Below are 18512 nucleotides of genomic sequence, written 5' to 3' on the forward strand. Positions count from 1 at the left end.
TCTACTCCTGATTGCGTTCGGTCGAGGAAGCCGGCGCATAGGACACGTGCGCCACCGCGACATGGAATCCCAGCCGCTCGTACAAGCCTAGCGCCGGCGCATTGTCGGATTCGACGTAGAGTTCGATCACACTCGCACCGGCGGTGACCATCCGGCGCATGCCCTCGATCGTCAGCGCCTTGCCCACACCCTTGGCATGGATGCTCGGGTCGACCCCGACGACATAGACCTCGCCGAGGCGGCCCTCAGCGTCGGCGTCCGTGAGCTTGGTCTGGTGGAAGCCGATGACCTGGCCAGCCCGGATGGCGAGGATCACCGAATCCGGGTCGAAGTCGGGTGCCCGGATGATCTCGGCGAAGTCCTCGGCCGTCTGCGACCCCTGCTCCGGGTGCCAGTCGAAGGCCGCATTGTTGACTCGCCGCCAACCGTCCTCATCACCGGGGGCGAAGGAGCGGATCGTGACACCCTCCGGCGCCGAGGTCTGCGGCAGGTCATCGATTGAGAGTCCCGAACCGGTGCGCATCTGGTAGAGAACGCGATCACGACCGAGGTCGTGCTTCTTCGCCAGTGCCTGCGCGCCTGGGTGGTCGCCGTGTGACCAGCACCAGGAGTCGGGCTCTTCCTGAAGGATCGTCGACAGCAGCTCTCCGCCCAGGCCCTGACCGCGGTGATCGGGGTCGATGAGGAATTCGGCCGCATGACGATCGCCCTGGAGCGCGCGGATGCCGAAGCCGATGAGAGCGCCGTCGTCGGCGTTCGAGTCTGCTGAGTCGTCGGCATAGATTCGCCATACGCTGGAAGCCGTCTGCGCCGAATGAGATTCGTCCTCGCCGGTGGCGATGGCCAGGAGTCCGCCGGAGATCTCAGCGGACCCATCGGTTTCTGCCACGCGGTCGAGGAAGGTCAGCTCCGCCTCGGCGAGGGTGGTGATCGGGGTTCCGGTCACGGCTCCGCTGGCTTCGATTCTCATACCTTCACGTCCTCCTCGTTCGACTCTGCTTCCGGCCGTTCATGCTCTGGCTGTTCGTGCTCCGCGACCTCGTCAGTGGCCGACGCTGCGTCGGCTTCCACCGCTGCGTCGGTGTCTGGCGCCTCTTCGGTATCTGACTCTGCCTCGTCACTGTCACCGTCACCGTCGCCGTCGCCGTGTGCGGCCGCGGAGTCGGGGCTGAAGCGGTAGCCGACGTAGCGGACGGTGTGGATGGCGTTCTCGAAGTCTTTGCCGAGTTTCGCACGCACGCGGCGGACATGCACATCGACGGTGCGGGTCCCTCCGAAGTAGTCATCGCCCCACACCGCAAGAAGGATCTCGTCGCGGGTGAAGACTCGTTCGGGGTGCATCGCGAAGAACTTCAGCAGGGCGAATTCGCGGTAGGTCAGATCGAGGCTGCGCTCGCCCAGGTGTGCGGTGAACGCGGTCTCGTCGATGCGCAGGGCGCCGCTGACGACGATCATGGGCTCGCCCTCGCTCGTCCAGGGGCCGCTGGTGTTCCAGGATGGACGCTCGGGCCGCGATCCTCCGGTGGTGGCTGTCGAGCCGGCCGCGCTCACGCCGGCTCGGCCTCCCCACGAGGTGGCGCCGTGTGAGGCCTGCGCTCGGTGGTGATCACGTGCCAGACGCAGGCGTGCCTCCACCTCGGCGGGGCCGGCAGTGGTGAGGACGATGTCGGACACGTTCCATTTCGCCGAGGCGGTGGCCAGTCCGCCTTCGCTGAGCACGACGATGATCGGAGCTGCGATGCGCGTCTGCGCCACCGCCTCGGCGATGGCGGGTGCCAAGGACAGGTCCAGGCAGGCGTCGGCGACGACGATGTCGGCACTGAGCGAGTTGGAGTCTGCCCGGCTCAGCTGATCGAGGCTGAGGCGTTCGATCTGGTGGCCGAGATACTGCAGGGACTCTGGGGCGACGGGGGAGTCGAGGCGGGGTGCAGGGCAGATGTGCAGGATTCGCATGTGCTCCATCCACCTCCTCGGGCTCGGCTCGGCCGCTGAAGCAGCAGCCTGGGAAAAGTATACCGAGGGTGCCCAGCTGTGCTTCTCCGATACCTGGGGGAGGGGCAATGGGTCACAGGGGAAGGGTCAACGGGTTACAGGAGAGAACGGGTCACACGAGAAGTGAGGGATGCCGGTCATGCGCTCGGCTTGCGTCCTGTCGTGTACGTCAGCGAGAAGAAGCGCGCACGGAACTCGGGGTCGGTGAGCATGGTGCGGTAGCGGTCCAGGTCCTCGCGACGGAGGCCGGTGGCGAGGAGCCCTTCCTCATTCTGCAGGCTGAGGTTCAGATGGTAGCTCGTCCAGGGTCCACCGCCGCGGGCGAGGGGAACGAGGTGCTGCGCGGCGACATCCGCGAGCCCGGCTCCGAACATCTCGACCTCGGTCCGGTCGGCCCAGCCGTAGTCGCAGTCGACTTCCGGGCCGAACCGCTGATACGCCGCGTGGTTGTATCTCCGCCACGCCGCGTGGTCGGATTCCTCCGGTGCCACGAGCAGTTCCGCGGCGACACCGACATCTGCGATGACGAGCCATCCTCCGGGAGCCAGCTGTTCGACGAGCTGGGCGAAGACCCGTCTCCGGGCAGGCAGGTGGGCGAGGACCAGGCGCGCATGGATGAGGTCGAACGGCCCGATGGGGACGCCGTTGTGGACATCGTGATGGACGACAGCGACATCCGGCGATGCAACCAGGTTCGTCACGTCCTTGTCGACAGCCAGGACGCTGCCACCGAAATCTGCTGCCATCATCTCGGCGATGGAGCCGTTTCCGGCTCCGACCTCAAGATACCTTGCGTTCTCCTTCGGTTGCAGCGACCTCAGCACTGTACGCGTCGTCGGGTCGAGGAGTGCGGATAGAAGGGTGAGCTGCTGTGTGCCCAGATCGGCTCCAGCTCCGCAGCTGAGGTCGTATTCGTCGGCGGTGCAGCTGCCTGTTGTCAGCACATTGGTCATGAGATTCTCCATCAGAAGTGAGCAGGTTCGCATCAGCGTAGGTCGCTGCCTCAGGAGTGAACAGGGTCGGCTGTGACTCAGCAGATGCCCGCAACGACAGACGAGATGCCCGCAACGACAGACGATGAGCGGCGTCGGTGACGTCGGCGGGGATCGCCGACACTGGCCCAAATCGCGTCGCCTCGGCCGAATAAGGCACGATAGTGCTGTGATCAGATGGATTCGAGTAGTTGTCGCGCTGGCCTTGGCGCTGGCCCTCAGTGCCTCCGTGTACTGGGGCTACACCTTGTTCCTGCTGGCGACCGGGCTCATCGTCTTCGGCGTCGCCTACGGCTGGCCGCGACTGACAGACTCACCGCAGCCCCGCGCGACGTCGATCATGCTCGGCCTCTTCGGCGTGGCCGGACTGCTCGCGGCGTTCCGCGACGACGCAGCACCCTATCTTGACTGGCTTCCGGTCCTGGCGGGTCTCGGTCTGCTCTGGACCTTCGTGCAGAATCTCACCCGCGGAATGGGTGCCTCTGATGCAGTTGCCAACGTCTCAGCTCAAGTTGCGGGCGTAGTCATCGTCCTGTCCGCGAGCACCTGGGTCGCGGCGATCACCGTGCCCGGCGACAAGGAAGCCATCGTCGTCGGTCTCGTCTCGCTTATCGTCGCCGGTTGCATGACAGCCCTGCCCTGGCCTGCGATCTACACGTCTCCGCTGGCGATTGCGATGCCGGTCGCGGTCGCCGGGATCCTCTCGGTCCTCATCTTCAAGGACGCCATCAGCGTTCCTGTCTCGCTCGTCCTCGGCGGCATCATGGGACTGTTGGTCGCCGGCGTCGACCGCATGCTCGGACTCATCGCCTATAGCCAGTACCAGGCTGTGAGCCTTGAACTCTCCCAGAACATCGAGTTGAAGAAGAACGTGGAGAAGGCCCGCAGCTTCGCCGTTCAGCTCGCGCTCGGGGCCGCACCCATCGCCCTCGGCGGTGTCGTCGTCTATTCCCTGGAGCGCATCGCCTTCTGACCTCGGCTGTGAGGTCCGACACGGTGAGCGCGACTCCGCGTTGATACCGTGCTCAGGTTCGTGCTGAAGCCGTGTTCAGAGCACGGCCTGAGTGCGCATACCGCAGATGGGAAATGTAGACTGGGAGCATGGATAACCTTGTCGCTCTCGAAATCGTATTCTCCAGTCTCGTCGGCATTGCCGCTCTCGGCGCCATGGGCGTCGGAGTCAAGGTCGTCACGGCTCTGTTCAAAGACAATCGCTGAACTCAATGATCGAACTTGATGCCTCGGTTCACCCCGAGCTCGTTCCCCTGTCCTGGCTGATCGGTTCGTGGGAAGGCGTCGGAGTCGTCGGCTACGCGGACACCCCTGAGAAGCAGTTCGGCCAGCGCGTCGACTTCGTCGCCCATCCCGGAACCCCGTTCCTGCAGTACACCGCGCATGCGTGGCTGCTGACCGAGGACGGGGAACTGGAATCGACGCTGACTCTGGAGACCGGGATCTGGCAGCTCGTGCGCCCGCGCGATGCCGGTGACGTCGGCCCGGGAATGCTCGTGCCCACCGAAGAGCCCAGCTTCACCTCGGCGGCCGCCGTCGACACTCTGCGCACGAATGATGACGGATTCGAGATCGAAGCCGAGATCGTCCACCCGCACGGCGTGATGGAACTCTACGCAGGCCACGTCAAGGGGCCGCGCATCGACCTCTCCACCGATGTCGTCGCCCGGACCAAGACCGCGAAGGAGTACACGGCCTCGACCCGCATGTACGGCCTCGTCGGCGGGGAGCTCATGTGGGCCTGGGACATGGCCGCACTGGGCCACGAACTCGCCACACACTCCTCAGCCCGACTGAAGAAGATTGCCTGATATGACTGCCTCATCGCTGAATCGCCCACTGAGCTCCACCGCGGTATTCGGCGGCGAAGGGCTCGAGCACACCCCTGCCCACTACGGCTCGCCGCTGCGCGAACAGCGGGCACTGCTCGAAAAGGGTGCGATCGTCGATCTGCCCCACCTGCGGATCCTGCGTCTGAGCGGATCCGATCGCCTCACCTGGCTGAATTCCATCACCACGCAGAAGCTCGACACCCTGGCGCCGGGCGTGGCCACAGAGACTCTCGTCCTTGACCCGAACGGCCGCATCGAAGGCTGGCTGAAGCTCGTCGACGACGGCGAATCGCTGTGGGCGATCAGTGAGCTGCGCACCGACGAGACTCTCGAATTCCTCCGCAAGATGGTATTCATGATGCGGGTGACGATCGACGACGTCAGCGATGAGTTCCAATGCATCGGCGCCGTCGTGAAGCTCCCCGACAGCCTGCCCGTGACCCAGCTGTGGTCCGATCCCTGGCCGCACATCGGGACCGGTTCGGCCTCGTACGCCGAGGTCGATCTCGGACTCGAGGTGGCAGGGGAGGACCACCCCGGGCTCGAGACTCAGTTCGTCATCGGCATCATCGCCCGCGCAGATCTGCAGACCACCTCGGCGAGCGAATTCACCATGGCCGGGTTCGACGCCTGGGAAGCCGTGCGGATCGCCGCCTGGCGTCCGGGCACGAACGAGATCGACCACAAGTCGCTCGTCGGCGAACTCGATCTGCTGCGTACCTCGGTGCACCTGGCCAAGGGCTGCTACCGAGGTCAGGAGGCCGTGGCCCGCGTGCACAACCTGGGCCAGCCGCCCCGCAGGCTCGTCTTCGTCCACCTCGACGGATCCGGGCACATCCAGCCCGAAGCCGGCGCCGAGGTGCTCGCTGAGGTCCGCGGTTCCGAACGGTCCGTGGGCCAGCTGACCTCGGTCGCACTGCACTGGGAACTCGGGCCGATCGGCCTGGCCGTGGTCAAACGCAATCTCTCCGCCGAGGCTGAAGTCAGCTTCGATCTGGGCGATGACGCACCCCGTGTGGCCGGGGCCCAGGAGACGATCGTCGCGCCCGTGCGCGAACACGACATCGAACTTCCGGGACGCAACAAGGACACCGACATGCGGAATCAGCAACGCTGATTTCCTCCCTCGGCGGAAGCAGTGGAATCGGCGAGCGAATCCGCATCGGCGGCCCTCAGGCCCGACTCTCAGGCCCGACTTGAAACGCCTTGTGAGCGTATTCTGCACGGTTTTCGAGTCGTACCGATGGCAACGGATTTCGTACCGCCTGGATCTGCGGCAGGCGTGATCTGACCAGCCTGCGGACGGTAAGTGACAAGAACCGTCGAAAGGCTCTAATCTTCTCGTTATGACAGCTTTGGAAATTGGCGGCGAAGCTCTGCCGCAGGAACGTAAACTCGTCACCGAGATCCCCGGGCCGAAGTCCCGTGAGATCGAGGAACGACGCAAGTCGGCAGTGGCACCGGGAGTCGGCTCGAGCCTGCCCGCCTATGTGGTGGCCGCCGGTGGCGGAATCCTCAAAGACGTCGATGGCAACCAGATCATCGACCTGGGAGCCGGCATCGCCGTGACGACGGCGGGCAACTCGAACCCCCGCGTGGTCAAGGCCGCCACCGAGCAGCTCCAGTCCTTCACCCACACCTGCTTCATGGTCAACCCGTACGAGGGTTACGTCGAGGTCGCCGAGGCGCTCAACCGTCTGACCCCGGGCGATCATGAGAAGCGCTCCATCCTGCTCAACTCCGGCGCCGAGGCTGTCGAAAACGCCGTCAAGATCGCCCGTGTCCATACTGGCCGCGACGCCGTCGTCGTCTTCGACCACGCCTACCACGGCCGTACCAACCTGACCATGTCGATGACTGCGAAGGCCACCCCCTACAAGGCCGGTTTCGGCCCGTTCGCCGGTGAGGTCTACCGCGCACCCATGTCCTACCCTTACCGCGACAACGATGCTGCAGGCACCAAGGTCAGTGGCGAGGAAGCGGCCAAGCGCGTCATCACCATGATCGAGAAGCAGATCGGCGCCGAAAGTGTCGCTGCGATCGTCATCGAGCCCATCCAGGGTGAGGGCGGCTTCATCGTCCCAGCCGAGGGCTTCCTGCCTGCGCTGGTTGAGTTCGCGAAGGAGAAGGGCATCGTCTTCGTCGCCGACGAGGTTCAGGCCGGCTTCGCCCGCACTGGCAAGATGTTCGCCTCCGAGTGGGAAGACATCGTCCCCGATATCATCACCACCGCGAAGGGCATCGCCGGCGGTCTGCCGCTCTCGGCCGTGACCGGCCGCGCAGAGATCATGGACTCGGTCGGACCGGGTCGCCTCGGCGGGACCTACGGCGGCAACCCTGTCGCCTGTGCGGCAGCGCTCGGCGCCATCGCCTCCTACGAGGAGGACGGACTCGTTGAGAACGCCGCTCACATCGGCGAGGTCGTCACCGACCGCCTCACTAAGCTCCAGAGCAAGCACCCGGAGGTCGGTGACATCCGCGGCCGCGGCGCCATGATCGCTGCCGAATTCGTCCAGCACGACTCGATCGATCCGAACCCGGACCTGGTCAAGAAGATCGCTGACTACTGCGCGAAGAACGGGGTCCTCGTGCTCACTACGGGAACCTTCGGCAACATCCTGCGCTTCCTGCCCCCGCTGACGATCTCCGATGAACTCCTGGGCGACGCCTTCGACGTCATCGAAGAGGCTGTCGCCGCTTCCGTGGCCTGACAGCTCGAATCCGGCCCCGCTCGCAGGGCGGAGTCTGCGGGTTCTGACGGCGACGTATCGACCTCATGTGAGGTCGATACGCCGCCGTCGGCCGTTGTGGAGCCGGGTGGGAGTGGTGCTCAGCCGCGGTGATATCGCCAGGTCCAAGGGGGCGGGCTGATGTCACCGGTTCCATGAGGGTGGGGTGATGCCACTACTTCCATGGGGACGGGATGAAGTCACCGCTTCCATGGGGATGGTCCCGGTTTTCACGAGGGGTGTGCTGCTGCGGGGAGTGCCGTTGCAACGCTATCCTGCTTGCCGCAATCGGGCATCGCACGTAAGTATGAGATCCGACTGCTTCGGCAGGGACGCGGGTATAGCACAATAGGTTCCATGGCATCAGCGGCAGACGACGGCACCATGAGTGCGCTCAACAGATTGTGGCTCGTATTCCGTGGACCGCGCTTCGTGGATCTGCCCATGCGGCTCCTCGCCCTCATCATGGGGCTGACCGTGCTGATTCCCGGATCGTTCGAGATCGCAGAGCCTCGCTACATGGTCCTGCTCGTCTGTGCCTATGCTCTGCTCATCCTCTCCCCGTTCTTCCCTTTGGCGACGGTGTTCGTCTCGACCGGGCTGAGCCTCGTCTTCGTCGTGCCCTACCCCGACCTGGAGAACATGTTCCCCGAGTCGCTCATCTTCGCCACGGCGGTGCTGTTCAGCCAGCGGCGATGGGTCGGCTCAGCCATCGCCACCGTGGGACTGCTCGCCTATCTCATCACCTGCACCGAGCTGGCAGCCTACGACGGTGGCATTGCAGGGTTCATCGACTTCGGGTACGGCTGGGTCACCTACTCGCTGATCGGCTTGGCTGCCGGAATCGTCGAGCTGAGGATCCAACGCGAGATCCATCGCCGGGAGCGAGCCGCCGTGGAACACCAGCAGGCGGTGGAATCGTTGCGTGCACGCTTCACCAGCGATATGCACGACACCATCTCGAACTCACTCGCAACAGAGGGCGCAATCATCAAAGCACTGGCCAGAGGGTCGCGAGATCTCGGCACCAACCGTCAGCTCGCCGAGCTCTCCCTGGTCAACACCGAGGCGTCGAAGCGTCTGCGGCAGCTCGTCACGCAACTCAGCGACGGAGACGAGCGGCTGCCCAGGATTCGGCTGCAGGCCGAGGCGAAAGCACTGGCCACGTCCATTGAGAACGGCTGTGCCGCCGGCGGTGTGGCGTTGACGCTCACTGTCGGCACCCTTCCCCGATATGCATCCCCGGTACTGGGCGCACATTTCACCGCAATCATGCGAGAACTGGCGACGAACGTCATCCGACACTCCCTGCCGGGAACCGAGTCGAGTCTGACCGTCAACGTGGATCGTGAGGGATCTGACGCAGCCGTCCTGCGATTCCGCACGGAGAACGAGGCAGCGACGTCGCTGACGCGTCCACCTCGATCTCTCAGTCGGCGCGCTCAGGCCCTGGGCGGGTCATGCACCACGGGATCGAATCCCCAGGGCCGCGTCGTCGTCGACGTCTCCCAACCGCTGCGATTCAACGACTCGGCCGATGGGGACGAGGCCGACGCTGCCTGTGTCCGCGACGATTTCACCGCTGCCGCGTCCTCCGCAGTTCTTGAAGCGAATGCCGAGCGCGATGCGTCAGCAACGAAGAGCCAGAGAGTATGAGCAGCTCGGCCGGGTCGGAGATCGACAGCTCACCCGCAGACGAGCGCATCGTCGTGCTCGTCGTCGACGACGATTCGTGGACGACGAGAGCCGTGGCGGCAGCTCTGTTCGATGACGGAGGGTTCTCAGTTCTCGAACCTCAGCACTCCGGGGAAGACGCCGTCGAAGCGTTCGATCGTCTTCGCCCGGATCTCGTCCTGCTGGATGTCAACATGCATCCGGGGATGAGCGGAGTCGATGCGGCCCGGGAGATCATGTGTCTCGATCCGGAGGCGACGATCGTCGTGCTGACCACTGTCTCGCCCGGGCCAGGAATCACACGTGCGCTCGAGGCCGGAGCGATAGCGGCGGTGAACAAATCCGCCACCGATGCCGAACTCGTTCGCGTCGCGCGAGCGGCAGTCGCAGGTGAGTCTCCGGCCCTGCTGCGATCCTTGGCAGAGGACATCATGATCAGCGGCGACATCGCCGCTGATGGTTCGAGAACGGTGCCGGCTCTGACTCCGAGTGAGAAGCTCCTGCTCCGGCAGATCTGCGAGGGGATGGACTACTCGGAGATCGCCGAACAGCAGGTCGTCAGCGTCTATACAGTGAAGTCCCACGCCAGAAATCTGCGCATCAAATTGGATGCGAAGAATCTGGCGCAGGTCGTCATCCGTGCCATCCAGCACAAGTTCTACGTTCCGGAATGACGAAACTCGTCCGAAGGAGTGAGGCGCGAGGACTCGGTCACGAACTTCCCGGAGTTCGTCGATTCGATTTCTTCGGCGATCGATCCCCGTCCAACTGCGGAATGTCTGAAGCGCAAGCGGGTTCGGCAGACGACCGGGTCACGAGGTGTGTGGGTGCACTGTTGACTACAGTGGGTGTATGAGTGAAACGAACGCCCTACGCGTCTCCCGCCTGTTGCAGGAGACCGCGGGGTTTCTGCTTCCCCTGACTCAGACCGAAATCGACGTCGAGGTGACTCGCATCGAACTCGACCTCGACCTGCGAAGCTCGGCTGCTGCTCTCGGGTCTCCTGCTGGACTCGCGGGGGCCGTCGTCCTCGTCACCGAAGCAGTAGACAGCGTGGCCGGACTCAACGCGATCCGCTCACGATTTGCGGGTGCCGCGGCACTCATTGTGCCGCCGGGAACGCACACCCACCTCGGTGAGGGGACATCTGCCTCAGCGCTGCCCATTCTGCTCGAGCGGTCCACGGGCGTGACCTGGTCCGAGGTCCTCGTCCACCTGCGACAGCTCAACGAGGGTGCCGCGAGCGCCCTGGCTTGGCCCGACGTCGATGATCTCAGCGCGCTGGCCGCGGTCATCGCGGAGATGACGGGTGCGTCGATCACGATCGAGGACCCGGCGTCGCGTGTGCTCGCGCACTCCAACCTCGGCGATGAGATCGATGACATTCGACGGGAGACGATCCTCTCGGGTGCGATTCCTCAATGGCGGATCGCTGAGCTTGAGGAGTCCGGATTCCTCGACGTCGTCCGCCGCTCGACTGATGTCGTCGAGAGACGAGCCGCGGGCGCCTCTCCTGCCCGTTCGGTGATCGCACTGCGCAGCGAGGGCGAGCTGCTCGGCACGATCTGGGCTGCCTACCCGGATTCGCTGGATCCCGCGTCACTGCGCGATGTCCTCCGCGATGCTGCCCGAGCCGCACTGCCGGTCATGCTGCGGACCCTGCGACGTTCCCCGTTCGAGAAGCGGATCCGTCGTGAAGCCCTCGGGTCGATCCTCGGTGGCTCGCCGGACCTCGGGCCGGCCGCGACCCTGCTCGCGCTGCCATTCTCCGGGCATTATGCAACGCTGGCCTTCGCCGAGGTGGCCCCCGACCGAGAGCCCGTGCTGAGGTTTCATCTGCGGGCCGCCTTCGCCGACGCCGTGCTCGCCCACGTAGGGTCGGACGGTCATCTGGCCGTGCTCGTGCACATGAGCGAAGGGATGGAAGCCGCCGATATCAGGTCTCATGTCGCCTCGGCTCTGCAGCGGTCCCTGTCTCCGAGCCAGCCGCTGCACTTCGGGGTGGGCGTCGGGGTCGAACGTCTCGACCTTGTGCATCGATCGTGGACCGAGGCAGTGTACGTCCTCGATGCGCTGCTGACACGGTCGAAGAGCGGCGCGACCACATCTGCAGGCAGTATGCCCGCGGGCAACCAGTCTGCGGACAACGAGTCTGCGGGTGCCACCTGCGCCGACGACCAAAGCATGGTCCGCGGTGCGACAGCCGAGGACGTCGCGGCCGAACTCGTTGGACTCGAGGCTGCTGATGCCCTGCGCTCCGTAGGGCCTCGCATCACCGAGCCTGCCCGACTGCTTGCCGAGCATGATGCAAAGCACCAGGGGCAGCTGCTCGAGACCCTGCGGGTGTACTTTGCCACGGTCGGCAATTCCGCCGAGGCCTCCCGTCGTCTGCACGTCCACACGAATTCGCTGCGGCATCGTCTCAGCCGGATCGAAGAGATCACCGGACTGTCGACAGCCGATCGGTCCGGACGTCTGTGGCTTGAGCTCGCGGTGCTCGTCTTCGACCGAGAGCGAGCCTGAGTCGAGACTGACATCGACTCCCCGCGTTCAGCAGTCGTCCAATGATCGCCAAGGCGGGCGGCTGTGCGATTCTCACAAAGGTCAACAGCAAAGTTTGGCAGATTATTGTCCGTTCGTCCTGGTGCTCGCGTTCTACAGTGGCAGCACACCACGAACGAAGGACAGTATGCACAGCAACCAGTCGGGGCCATCGGTCCTGGTCAGCCGGGACCAAGCTATCAAGGCAGTCGCGAACAGCACGGTGGGCCAGGTCCCGCAGCTCGACGATTCGACACCGGTGATCGGACTCATCGACTTAGACCAGATCGAAACAGCATATGAGCATCTGACATCTGCCTTCGCCGGAGACAATGACGTCCTCCACGCCGTGGCCTGCAAAGCCGTGCCCCTGCAGCCCCTGCTGCGCTATTACGCCGAGGCCGGCGCTGGCTGCGAGGTCGCCAGTCCGGGAGAACTCGAGCTGGCTCTGAGCGCCGGATTCGCGCCGGAGAACATCGTCTTCGACTCCCCGGCGAAGACCATGAGCGAGCTCAAGCGCGCCGTCGAACTCGGGGTTTCGATGAACATCGACAACTTCACCGAGCTCGAGCGACTCGACGGGCTTCTCGACGGACAAACCACCTCGGCGACGGTGGGCGGCTCCACCGGGACCACCTCGGCGAGGGTGGGGGTTCGGATCAATCCGCAGTCAGGGACGGGCACGATCGGTGCGCTGTCCACCGCCACGCAGACCTCGAAATTCGGCATCGGACTGGCCGACCCCGGGGCTCGCGAGGCACTCATCGAGGCTTATCTGGCACGTCCCTGGCTCAACCAGATCCACGTCCATTCGGGTTCCCAGGGCATCAGCCTCGACCAGGCCGCAGCAGGTGTCGAAGCGGTCGTCGAACTGGCGCAGGAGATCAATGCTCGCGCCGCGCAGACTCACGGACGCGACCGCCAGGTCACCCGCATCGACATCGGCGGAGGACTGCCCGTGAACTTCGCAGGCGAGGACATCACCCCGACCTTCGCCGAATACCGGGCCGTGCTCGAAGCACAGGTCCCGGGCCTGTTCGACTTCGACATCATCACCGAATTCGGGCGAGCCCTCTTGGCCAAGGCCGGCACCATCCTCACCTATGTCGAGTATGCGAAGGTCACCGGCGGTCGGCGCATCGCCATGACCCACGCGGGCGTCCAGGTCGCGACCCGCACGGCCTACGCCCCCGCAGACTGGCCGCTGCGGATCCTGCCCTTCAACCCCGACGGCAGTCCTAAATCCGCCGAGGCGGTACCTACCGATGTCGCCGGCCCCGCCTGCTTCGCCGGTGACCTCCTGGCCCGCGACCGAATGCTGCCGCGCCTCGACGCCGGCGACATCGTCGCCGTGCCCGATACCGGCGCCTATTACTTCTCCAATCCGTTCTCCTACAACCTGCTCCCGCGGGTCCCGATCTTCGGGTACCGGGTACGGCCCGACGTGAGCGCCGATGCCCACCGTCACCTCGGCGAGGGAGAGGTTGAGTTCTCGCTCATCCGGCGCGGACAGACCATCGCAGAGGTCCTCGCCGAGGCGGCGGGCAGCGATTGGCAGACACAGAGCTTGGGGGTTTGATGGCCGACAGCAACGAAGCGAGCAATGAAGCCACTTCACTCCGTTCCGACAAGAACGAATCTTCCAATGCCTATGAGATTTCGTTGTCGCCCCGGCGTTCTCGCCTGATATGGTCTCTTGCCGGACTCGGCATCGTATTGGCCATAGTGGCGGCCTTCGTCTCGGACGGTCCCACCCTGTGGGGGCTGCTACCCATCGTCCTGTACGCGGTCCTGGCGATCCTCGGCATGGACATTGTCGTCGCCACCGTCGTCTCAGTGGTTGCGGGGCTCATCATCGGCAAGATGGGTGTCCTTGAAATCGGCACACTGCTGGGCGACTCCCTGGCCGATCAGATCACGATCATTGGCCTCATCATCATGCTCGGCGCCGGAGTCGGGGAAGTGCTCAAAGTGACCGGGGTTGCTCAGAGCATCGTGTCATCTGTCATGCACGTCTTCGGCCGCAGCGGCAGGAATGCCGTCGTCTTCGGAGTGATGATCTCATGTCTCATCCTGGTGGCATCTCTTGGCACCCTCGCTGGTGCGATCGCCATTGCGGCTCCGATACTGCTGCCGATCACCGCGCGATTGGGCTTCACGAAATCGGCCACTGCGTCGATGCTCTTCATCGGAGGGTGTGCTGGCCTCGCTATCGCTCCATTCGCAGGCTCGAACGTGGCCATTATGGAGGCTGCCGAGGTCAACTATGGTCAATACATTCTCTATGGTGCCGGACCAATCGCACTGCTGTCTTTGGCTCTCGGGATCCCGATCGTTTCGCTGATGCAACGGTGGACTGCGAAGAAGGGAGATTTCTACTCTGCCGAAGAAGTCGGTGGGGCCGAAACGGTGTCATCGAGTTCGAGACTTCCCACCGCAGTCTTCCTGGTGCTGCTTGCCATATCGGTCGTCTTCGCCGCTGTCACTTCCGCCGGCACCACCTTCCCTCTGTTGGCTCTTCCAGTCTTGGGCATTGCCACCGCTGTCGCGAATCGAATGCGTCCTCAGGACATCGTCTCGACGATCTATCGAGGGTGCTCGCAGGTGATCAGCATCTTCCTCCTCTTCTGGCTTCTGGCCGCGTTGTTCATCGTGATCGATCTTCTGGCGCCGTTCGATGTTGTGATGGACCTCTTCGGCTCCCAACTTCAGTCAGCTTCTCCGTTCGTATTCACAGTCATCATCGCTCTGTTGGGATGGGTCGGAGTTCCGGGTGCGACCGCCGCACAGGTCGTATTGCTCGATAAGGTGTTCGGCGATCTGGGGGCCACCTTAGGTGTCACCGCGGGTTCGTGGGTCGTTGTCCTCTTGTTCGCATCGAAGGCTGATACATACGGCCCCTTCCCGAACGGGAACATGATCGGTGTGATGGGGCTGGCCCGGTCGACCAATCTGCGCAACATGCTCATCACAGGTTGGATGCTGCTGGTCCCCGCCTGTGTCCTGTATTTCATCATTCTCTTCGTCGAAACCAGGTAGGAAATGCTCGACCTTCTGATCACCAACGCACGAATCGTCGACGGAACGGGGCGGCCCGGCTTCCCCGGCCAAGTGGGCATAGAGGCCGGCCGGATTACCCTAGTTGAGCAGGCACTCGACCACGAGATGGATGACGACCGCCACCGATCTGTCGCGAAGTCGGATGTCGAGTCGAAACAGGCACGACGAGTGCTCGACGCCAGAGGCCAGGTGCTCTCTCCCGGATTCATCGATCTTCATTCTCATGCAGACTTTTCGATCATGTCGTCTCCTGCGGCTGAGACCCAGCTCGCGCAAGGAGTGACGACTGCGCTCGTCGGCAATTGCGGGTCTTCGCCATTCCCGGCCCGCTCGGTAGATGCAATTCAGCAGGATAACGCCCACCTGGATGCAGTCCTCTCCGGTGAGTGGAGCGACGCCCAAGGGTACGCGGAGGAAGTGTCCTCTCTTGTGCCTGGAATCAACCTCGCCTTGCAAGTGGGATTGTCGAGCATCCGCAACTACGTCATGGGACCAGTTGACGAGGCTCCCAATGATGCACAGCTGAAAGAGATGACCGAGCAAGTTGCTCGCGCGGCTGACGCGGGAGTCTTCGGTTTCTCAAGCGGCTTGATCTACACCCCTGGTTCGTACGCACGTCCCGCGGAAGTCGAGGCGCTTGTCACCGAGGCAGCTAAGCGCGGTCTGCTCTATTCGACACACATGCGGAACGAGTCGAACATGCTCTTGGAGGCTGTGGGAGAAGCGATTGAGACGGCGGACCGCGCTGGAGCCAAGCTCGAGGTCTCACATCTTAAGTCCATGGGCCCCGAGAATTACGGTCTGACCGTCGAGGCTCTGAGGCTGATCGAAAAAGCCCGGCAACGTGGGCTGGACATCAAAGCCGATGTCTATCCGTACACTGCCTCGAGCACTCGATTGACCTCTAGACTGCCTGGCTATGCGTTGGACGGTGGCAAGAAGGCGCTCCTCGAGCGGCTCGTTGATCCGCAGCAGCGTCTCAGCATCGGACGAGACATGGCCTCGCGTTTCGGCCGAGATATCGACCCCGAAGGAGTGGTGATCGCTTCGCTGGGCGAGCCTGGCTCGACCGGTGCCGAATACTATTGGACGATCGGAAAATCCTTAGCTGAGATCGGCCGCCAGGAAGGCTGCAGTGCGGAGGAGGCCGCGATGCGAGTACTGGTCGCGCACGACGCATCCGTCGGAATCGTCAACCACGCGATGTCTCCGGATGACGTCGCCTCGGTACTGGCCCATCCACTGGTATCGGTTGCAAGCGACGGCTGGACGATGAGTGCGACGGGAACAGGCAAACCGCATCCTCGATCCTTCGGAACGTTTGCTCATGTATTGGGCAAGTACGTACGTGAAGACGGACTCATCTCGCTGGAAGAAGCAGTTCGGAAAATGACCAGTCAACCCGCCGAGCGACTGGACTTCACTGACAGAGGCATTGTCGAAGTCGGACGAATCGCCGATATCGTCATCTTCGATCCCGACACGATCCGCCAGAACGCAACATATGACGACCCTTGGCAACTTGCGACGGGGGTATCGACAGTTCTCATCCATGGAAATGCAGCAGTCGAGGACGGTTCGATAGACAATCGCAGATTTGGTCGAGTTCTGCGGAAGGGATGATTTCCCAGCGGCGAGGACGCAGGAAGCCCGAGACGTTTATCAACGTGGATGCTTGGAGGTGACAATGGCGCAGAACGACAGGGCGCGCTTGCCCCGAATTGACGTTCCGAGAACTTAAGATGAAGTGTGAGCAGGCTCTCACCTGCAACGACTGATAACTGAATCACCAAATCGAGAAAAAGGACAACGATGTTCGCTCAATATAAGCTGCGCAAGCGGTTGGGAACGTGCCTTGCCGGTCTTGCGGCAATGGCACTCCTCGGCTCTATGGCCGCCGCCCCTGCTCAAGCAGAGACCACCGAGGCCGCCGACGATTCCAAGGTGCTGCGGATCGCCACCGACGGCTTCATCGACTCGTTCAATCCGTTCACCTCCTTCTACCTGATGCCGACGAATACGTTCAAATACATGTACGAGAACCTCGTCGGCAACAGTGCCGAAGACACGCAGGTCTCGGAAGGTCTCGCCACCGAATGGGACACCGATTCCGAGGGCAAGGTCTGGACGTACAAGATACGTCCCGATATGAAGTGGTCCGATGGAGAACCGCTGACAGCAGAGGACGTCTCCTGGACATACAACCAGATGATGGAGAAGGAGGAACTGTCGGTCGCCAATGGCGCCCTCGTCGAGAACTTCGACAAGGTCGAAACCCCAGACGACCAGACCGTGGTCATCACTCTGAAGGACCCACAGGCGAACAACCCGGGCCAGGAGATTCCGGTCGTTCCCGAGCACATCTGGTCGAAGGTCGACAAGCCCGGCGAGTTCAAGAACGATGAGAAGACCGTGGGCTCGGGGCCCTTCCAGCTCGAGAGCTACGAGGCGAACAAGTCCGTCACGCTCAAGGCTAACCCCAACTTCTGGCGCGGTGAGCCCAAGCTCGACGAGATCCAATACCGCTACTACACGAATTCCGACGCCCAGGTGCAGGCGATCCGCTCCGGTGAAGTCGACTTCATCACCGGACTGACTCCCGAGCAGTTCAAGGCCATCGAAGGCGCCGACAACGTCGAGACCAATGTGGGCAACGGGCGCAGGTTCCAGGGAATCTCCATCAACTCCGGACTGGCCGACGCCGACAACAAGGAATTCGGCACCGGCAATGAGGCGCTCAAGGACAAGAAGGTCCGCCAAGCCATCCGAGCAGGCATCGACATCGACACCCTGCGTGATCAGGTGCTGCAGGACTACGGACAGCCTGCCACAAGCTTCGTGCCATCCGTGTATGAGACGTGGGCGCTTCCCGAAGACGATCCGGCGATCACCGGCTTCAACGTCGAGAAGGCGAAGAAGCTTCTCGACGACGCCGGTTGGAAGGAAGGCTCCGACGGCATCCGCGAGAAAGACGGCGAGAAGCTTCAGCTGCGCTTCCTCACCGACTCCGACGCCACGGTCGAACAGAACACGGCGAAGTTCCTCAAACCGTGGATGAAGGACATCGGCATCAGCCTCAAGAACGAGGCCAGCGACGTCGACACCGTGTCCGAGCGCACCACCAAGGGTGACTACGACATGTACTTCTCAGGATGGTCGCTCGGCCCGGACCCCGACTACCAGTTGTTCATCAACACCTGCGATTCGCGCCCCGACGCCGACGGCAACGGCGGAACCAGCCAGGACGGCTACTGCAACAAGGACTTCGACAAGCTCTACCAGCAGCAACACGTCGAACTCGACGAGGGCAAACGCGCCGACCTGGTCCACCAGGCGCTGGCCCAGCACTACGAGGACACCGCTTCGATCACGCTGTGGTACCCGAACCAGCTCGAGGCCTTCCGCTCCGACCGGTTCACCGGTTTCACCAAGCAGCCCACTGAGGGCGGCATCATCGCCAACCAGGTCGGCTACTGGGGATACTCCTCGGTCGAACCCGCCAGCGCGGAGGACGCTTCCGGTGACGGCGGCGGCCTGGGCGCAGGCGGCTGGATCGGCATCGCCGTCGCAGCCATCGTGGTCATCGGCGGAGGCGGCTTCCTGATCAGCCGTCGCAAGAAGTCCGACGATCGCGAATAGCCCCAGCACCGACAGACGTCGTCGGCGAGTGTCGTACCCAC

At 63.4% G+C, this 18512-nt stretch carries 14 protein-coding genes; 11 read left to right on the forward strand and 3 right to left on the reverse strand.

Going from position 1 to position 18512, the window contains the following annotated elements; all coding sequences use genetic code 11:
- Position 1: 1 nt before the first annotated feature.
- The 3 genes from mshD to HU144_RS06420 form a co-directional block, all read right to left on the reverse strand.
- Positions 2-970, reverse strand: a complete 969-nt coding sequence (mshD, locus tag HU144_RS06410) for a mycothiol synthase (protein WP_235350619.1) — start codon at positions 968-970, stop codon at positions 2-4.
- Positions 967-1962 carry a winged helix-turn-helix domain-containing protein gene (locus HU144_RS06415; protein ID WP_442862643.1) on the reverse strand — a complete coding sequence of 332 codons (996 nt, stop codon included), beginning with the start codon at positions 1960-1962 and terminating at the stop codon, positions 967-969. The genes mshD and HU144_RS06415 overlap by 4 nt, the downstream gene beginning before the upstream one ends.
- 167 nt (positions 1963-2129) lie before the next feature.
- Entirely contained in the window at positions 2130-2945 is an 816-nt protein-coding gene (locus HU144_RS06420; RefSeq protein WP_235350620.1) for a class I SAM-dependent methyltransferase, read from the reverse strand.
- A 208-nt stretch (positions 2946-3153) separates the two neighbouring features.
- Here HU144_RS06420 and HU144_RS06425 point away from each other — a divergent pair, with 208 nt between their 5' ends.
- From HU144_RS06425 to HU144_RS06475, 11 genes are all read left to right on the forward strand, one after another.
- A complete protein-coding gene (locus tag HU144_RS06425) occupies positions 3154-3957 on the forward strand; it encodes an ammonia permease (RefSeq protein ID WP_235350621.1) in 804 nt (267 codons plus the stop codon).
- A 250-nt stretch (positions 3958-4207) separates the two neighbouring features.
- A complete protein-coding gene (locus HU144_RS06430; protein ID WP_235350622.1) occupies positions 4208-4807 on the forward strand; it encodes an FABP family protein in 600 nt (199 codons plus the stop codon).
- A 1-nt stretch (position 4808) separates the two neighbouring features.
- Positions 4809-5945: a CAF17-like 4Fe-4S cluster assembly/insertion protein YgfZ gene (gene ygfZ / locus HU144_RS06435; protein ID WP_235350623.1), complete on the forward strand. Its 1137-nt coding sequence runs from the start codon at positions 4809-4811 to the stop codon at positions 5943-5945.
- Positions 5946-6174: 229 nt separating this feature from the next.
- Entirely contained in the window at positions 6175-7539 is a 1365-nt protein-coding gene (gabT, locus tag HU144_RS06440; RefSeq protein ID WP_143920651.1) for a 4-aminobutyrate--2-oxoglutarate transaminase, read from the forward strand.
- 375 nt (positions 7540-7914) lie between these two features.
- Positions 7915-9213 carry a sensor histidine kinase gene (locus HU144_RS06445; protein WP_235350624.1) on the forward strand — a complete coding sequence of 433 codons (1299 nt, stop codon included), beginning with the start codon at positions 7915-7917 and terminating at the stop codon, positions 9211-9213.
- Positions 9210-9905 carry a response regulator gene (locus HU144_RS06450; protein WP_235350625.1) on the forward strand — a complete coding sequence of 232 codons (696 nt, stop codon included), beginning with the start codon at positions 9210-9212 and terminating at the stop codon, positions 9903-9905. Before HU144_RS06445 ends, HU144_RS06450 begins: the two co-directional genes overlap by 4 nt.
- Before the next feature lie 178 nt (positions 9906-10083).
- Entirely contained in the window at positions 10084-11754 is a 1671-nt protein-coding gene (locus HU144_RS06455; protein WP_235350626.1) for a PucR family transcriptional regulator, read from the forward strand.
- Between the two features lie 166 nt (positions 11755-11920).
- Complete coding sequence (locus HU144_RS06460) at positions 11921-13351, forward strand: diaminopimelate decarboxylase (RefSeq protein WP_235350627.1); 1431 nt, start codon at positions 11921-11923, stop codon at positions 13349-13351.
- Positions 13351-14811 carry a Na+/H+ antiporter NhaC family protein gene (locus HU144_RS06465; protein WP_235350628.1) on the forward strand — a complete coding sequence of 487 codons (1461 nt, stop codon included), beginning with the start codon at positions 13351-13353 and terminating at the stop codon, positions 14809-14811. The genes HU144_RS06460 and HU144_RS06465 overlap by 1 nt, the downstream gene beginning before the upstream one ends.
- Before the next feature lie 3 nt (positions 14812-14814).
- Positions 14815-16455, forward strand: coding sequence for an N-acyl-D-amino-acid deacylase family protein (locus HU144_RS06470; protein ID WP_235350629.1), 1641 nt, complete (start codon positions 14815-14817; stop codon positions 16453-16455).
- 189 nt (positions 16456-16644) lie between these two features.
- On the forward strand, positions 16645-18471 hold the full coding sequence (locus HU144_RS06475) for an ABC transporter substrate-binding protein (protein ID WP_235350630.1): 1827 nt from the start codon (positions 16645-16647) through the stop codon (positions 18469-18471).
- The last annotated feature ends 41 nt before the right edge of the window (positions 18472-18512 follow it).

The organism is Brevibacterium sp. UCMA 11752 (assembly GCF_021532235.1).
Taxonomy (GTDB): domain Bacteria; phylum Actinomycetota; class Actinomycetes; order Actinomycetales; family Brevibacteriaceae; genus Brevibacterium; species Brevibacterium antiquum.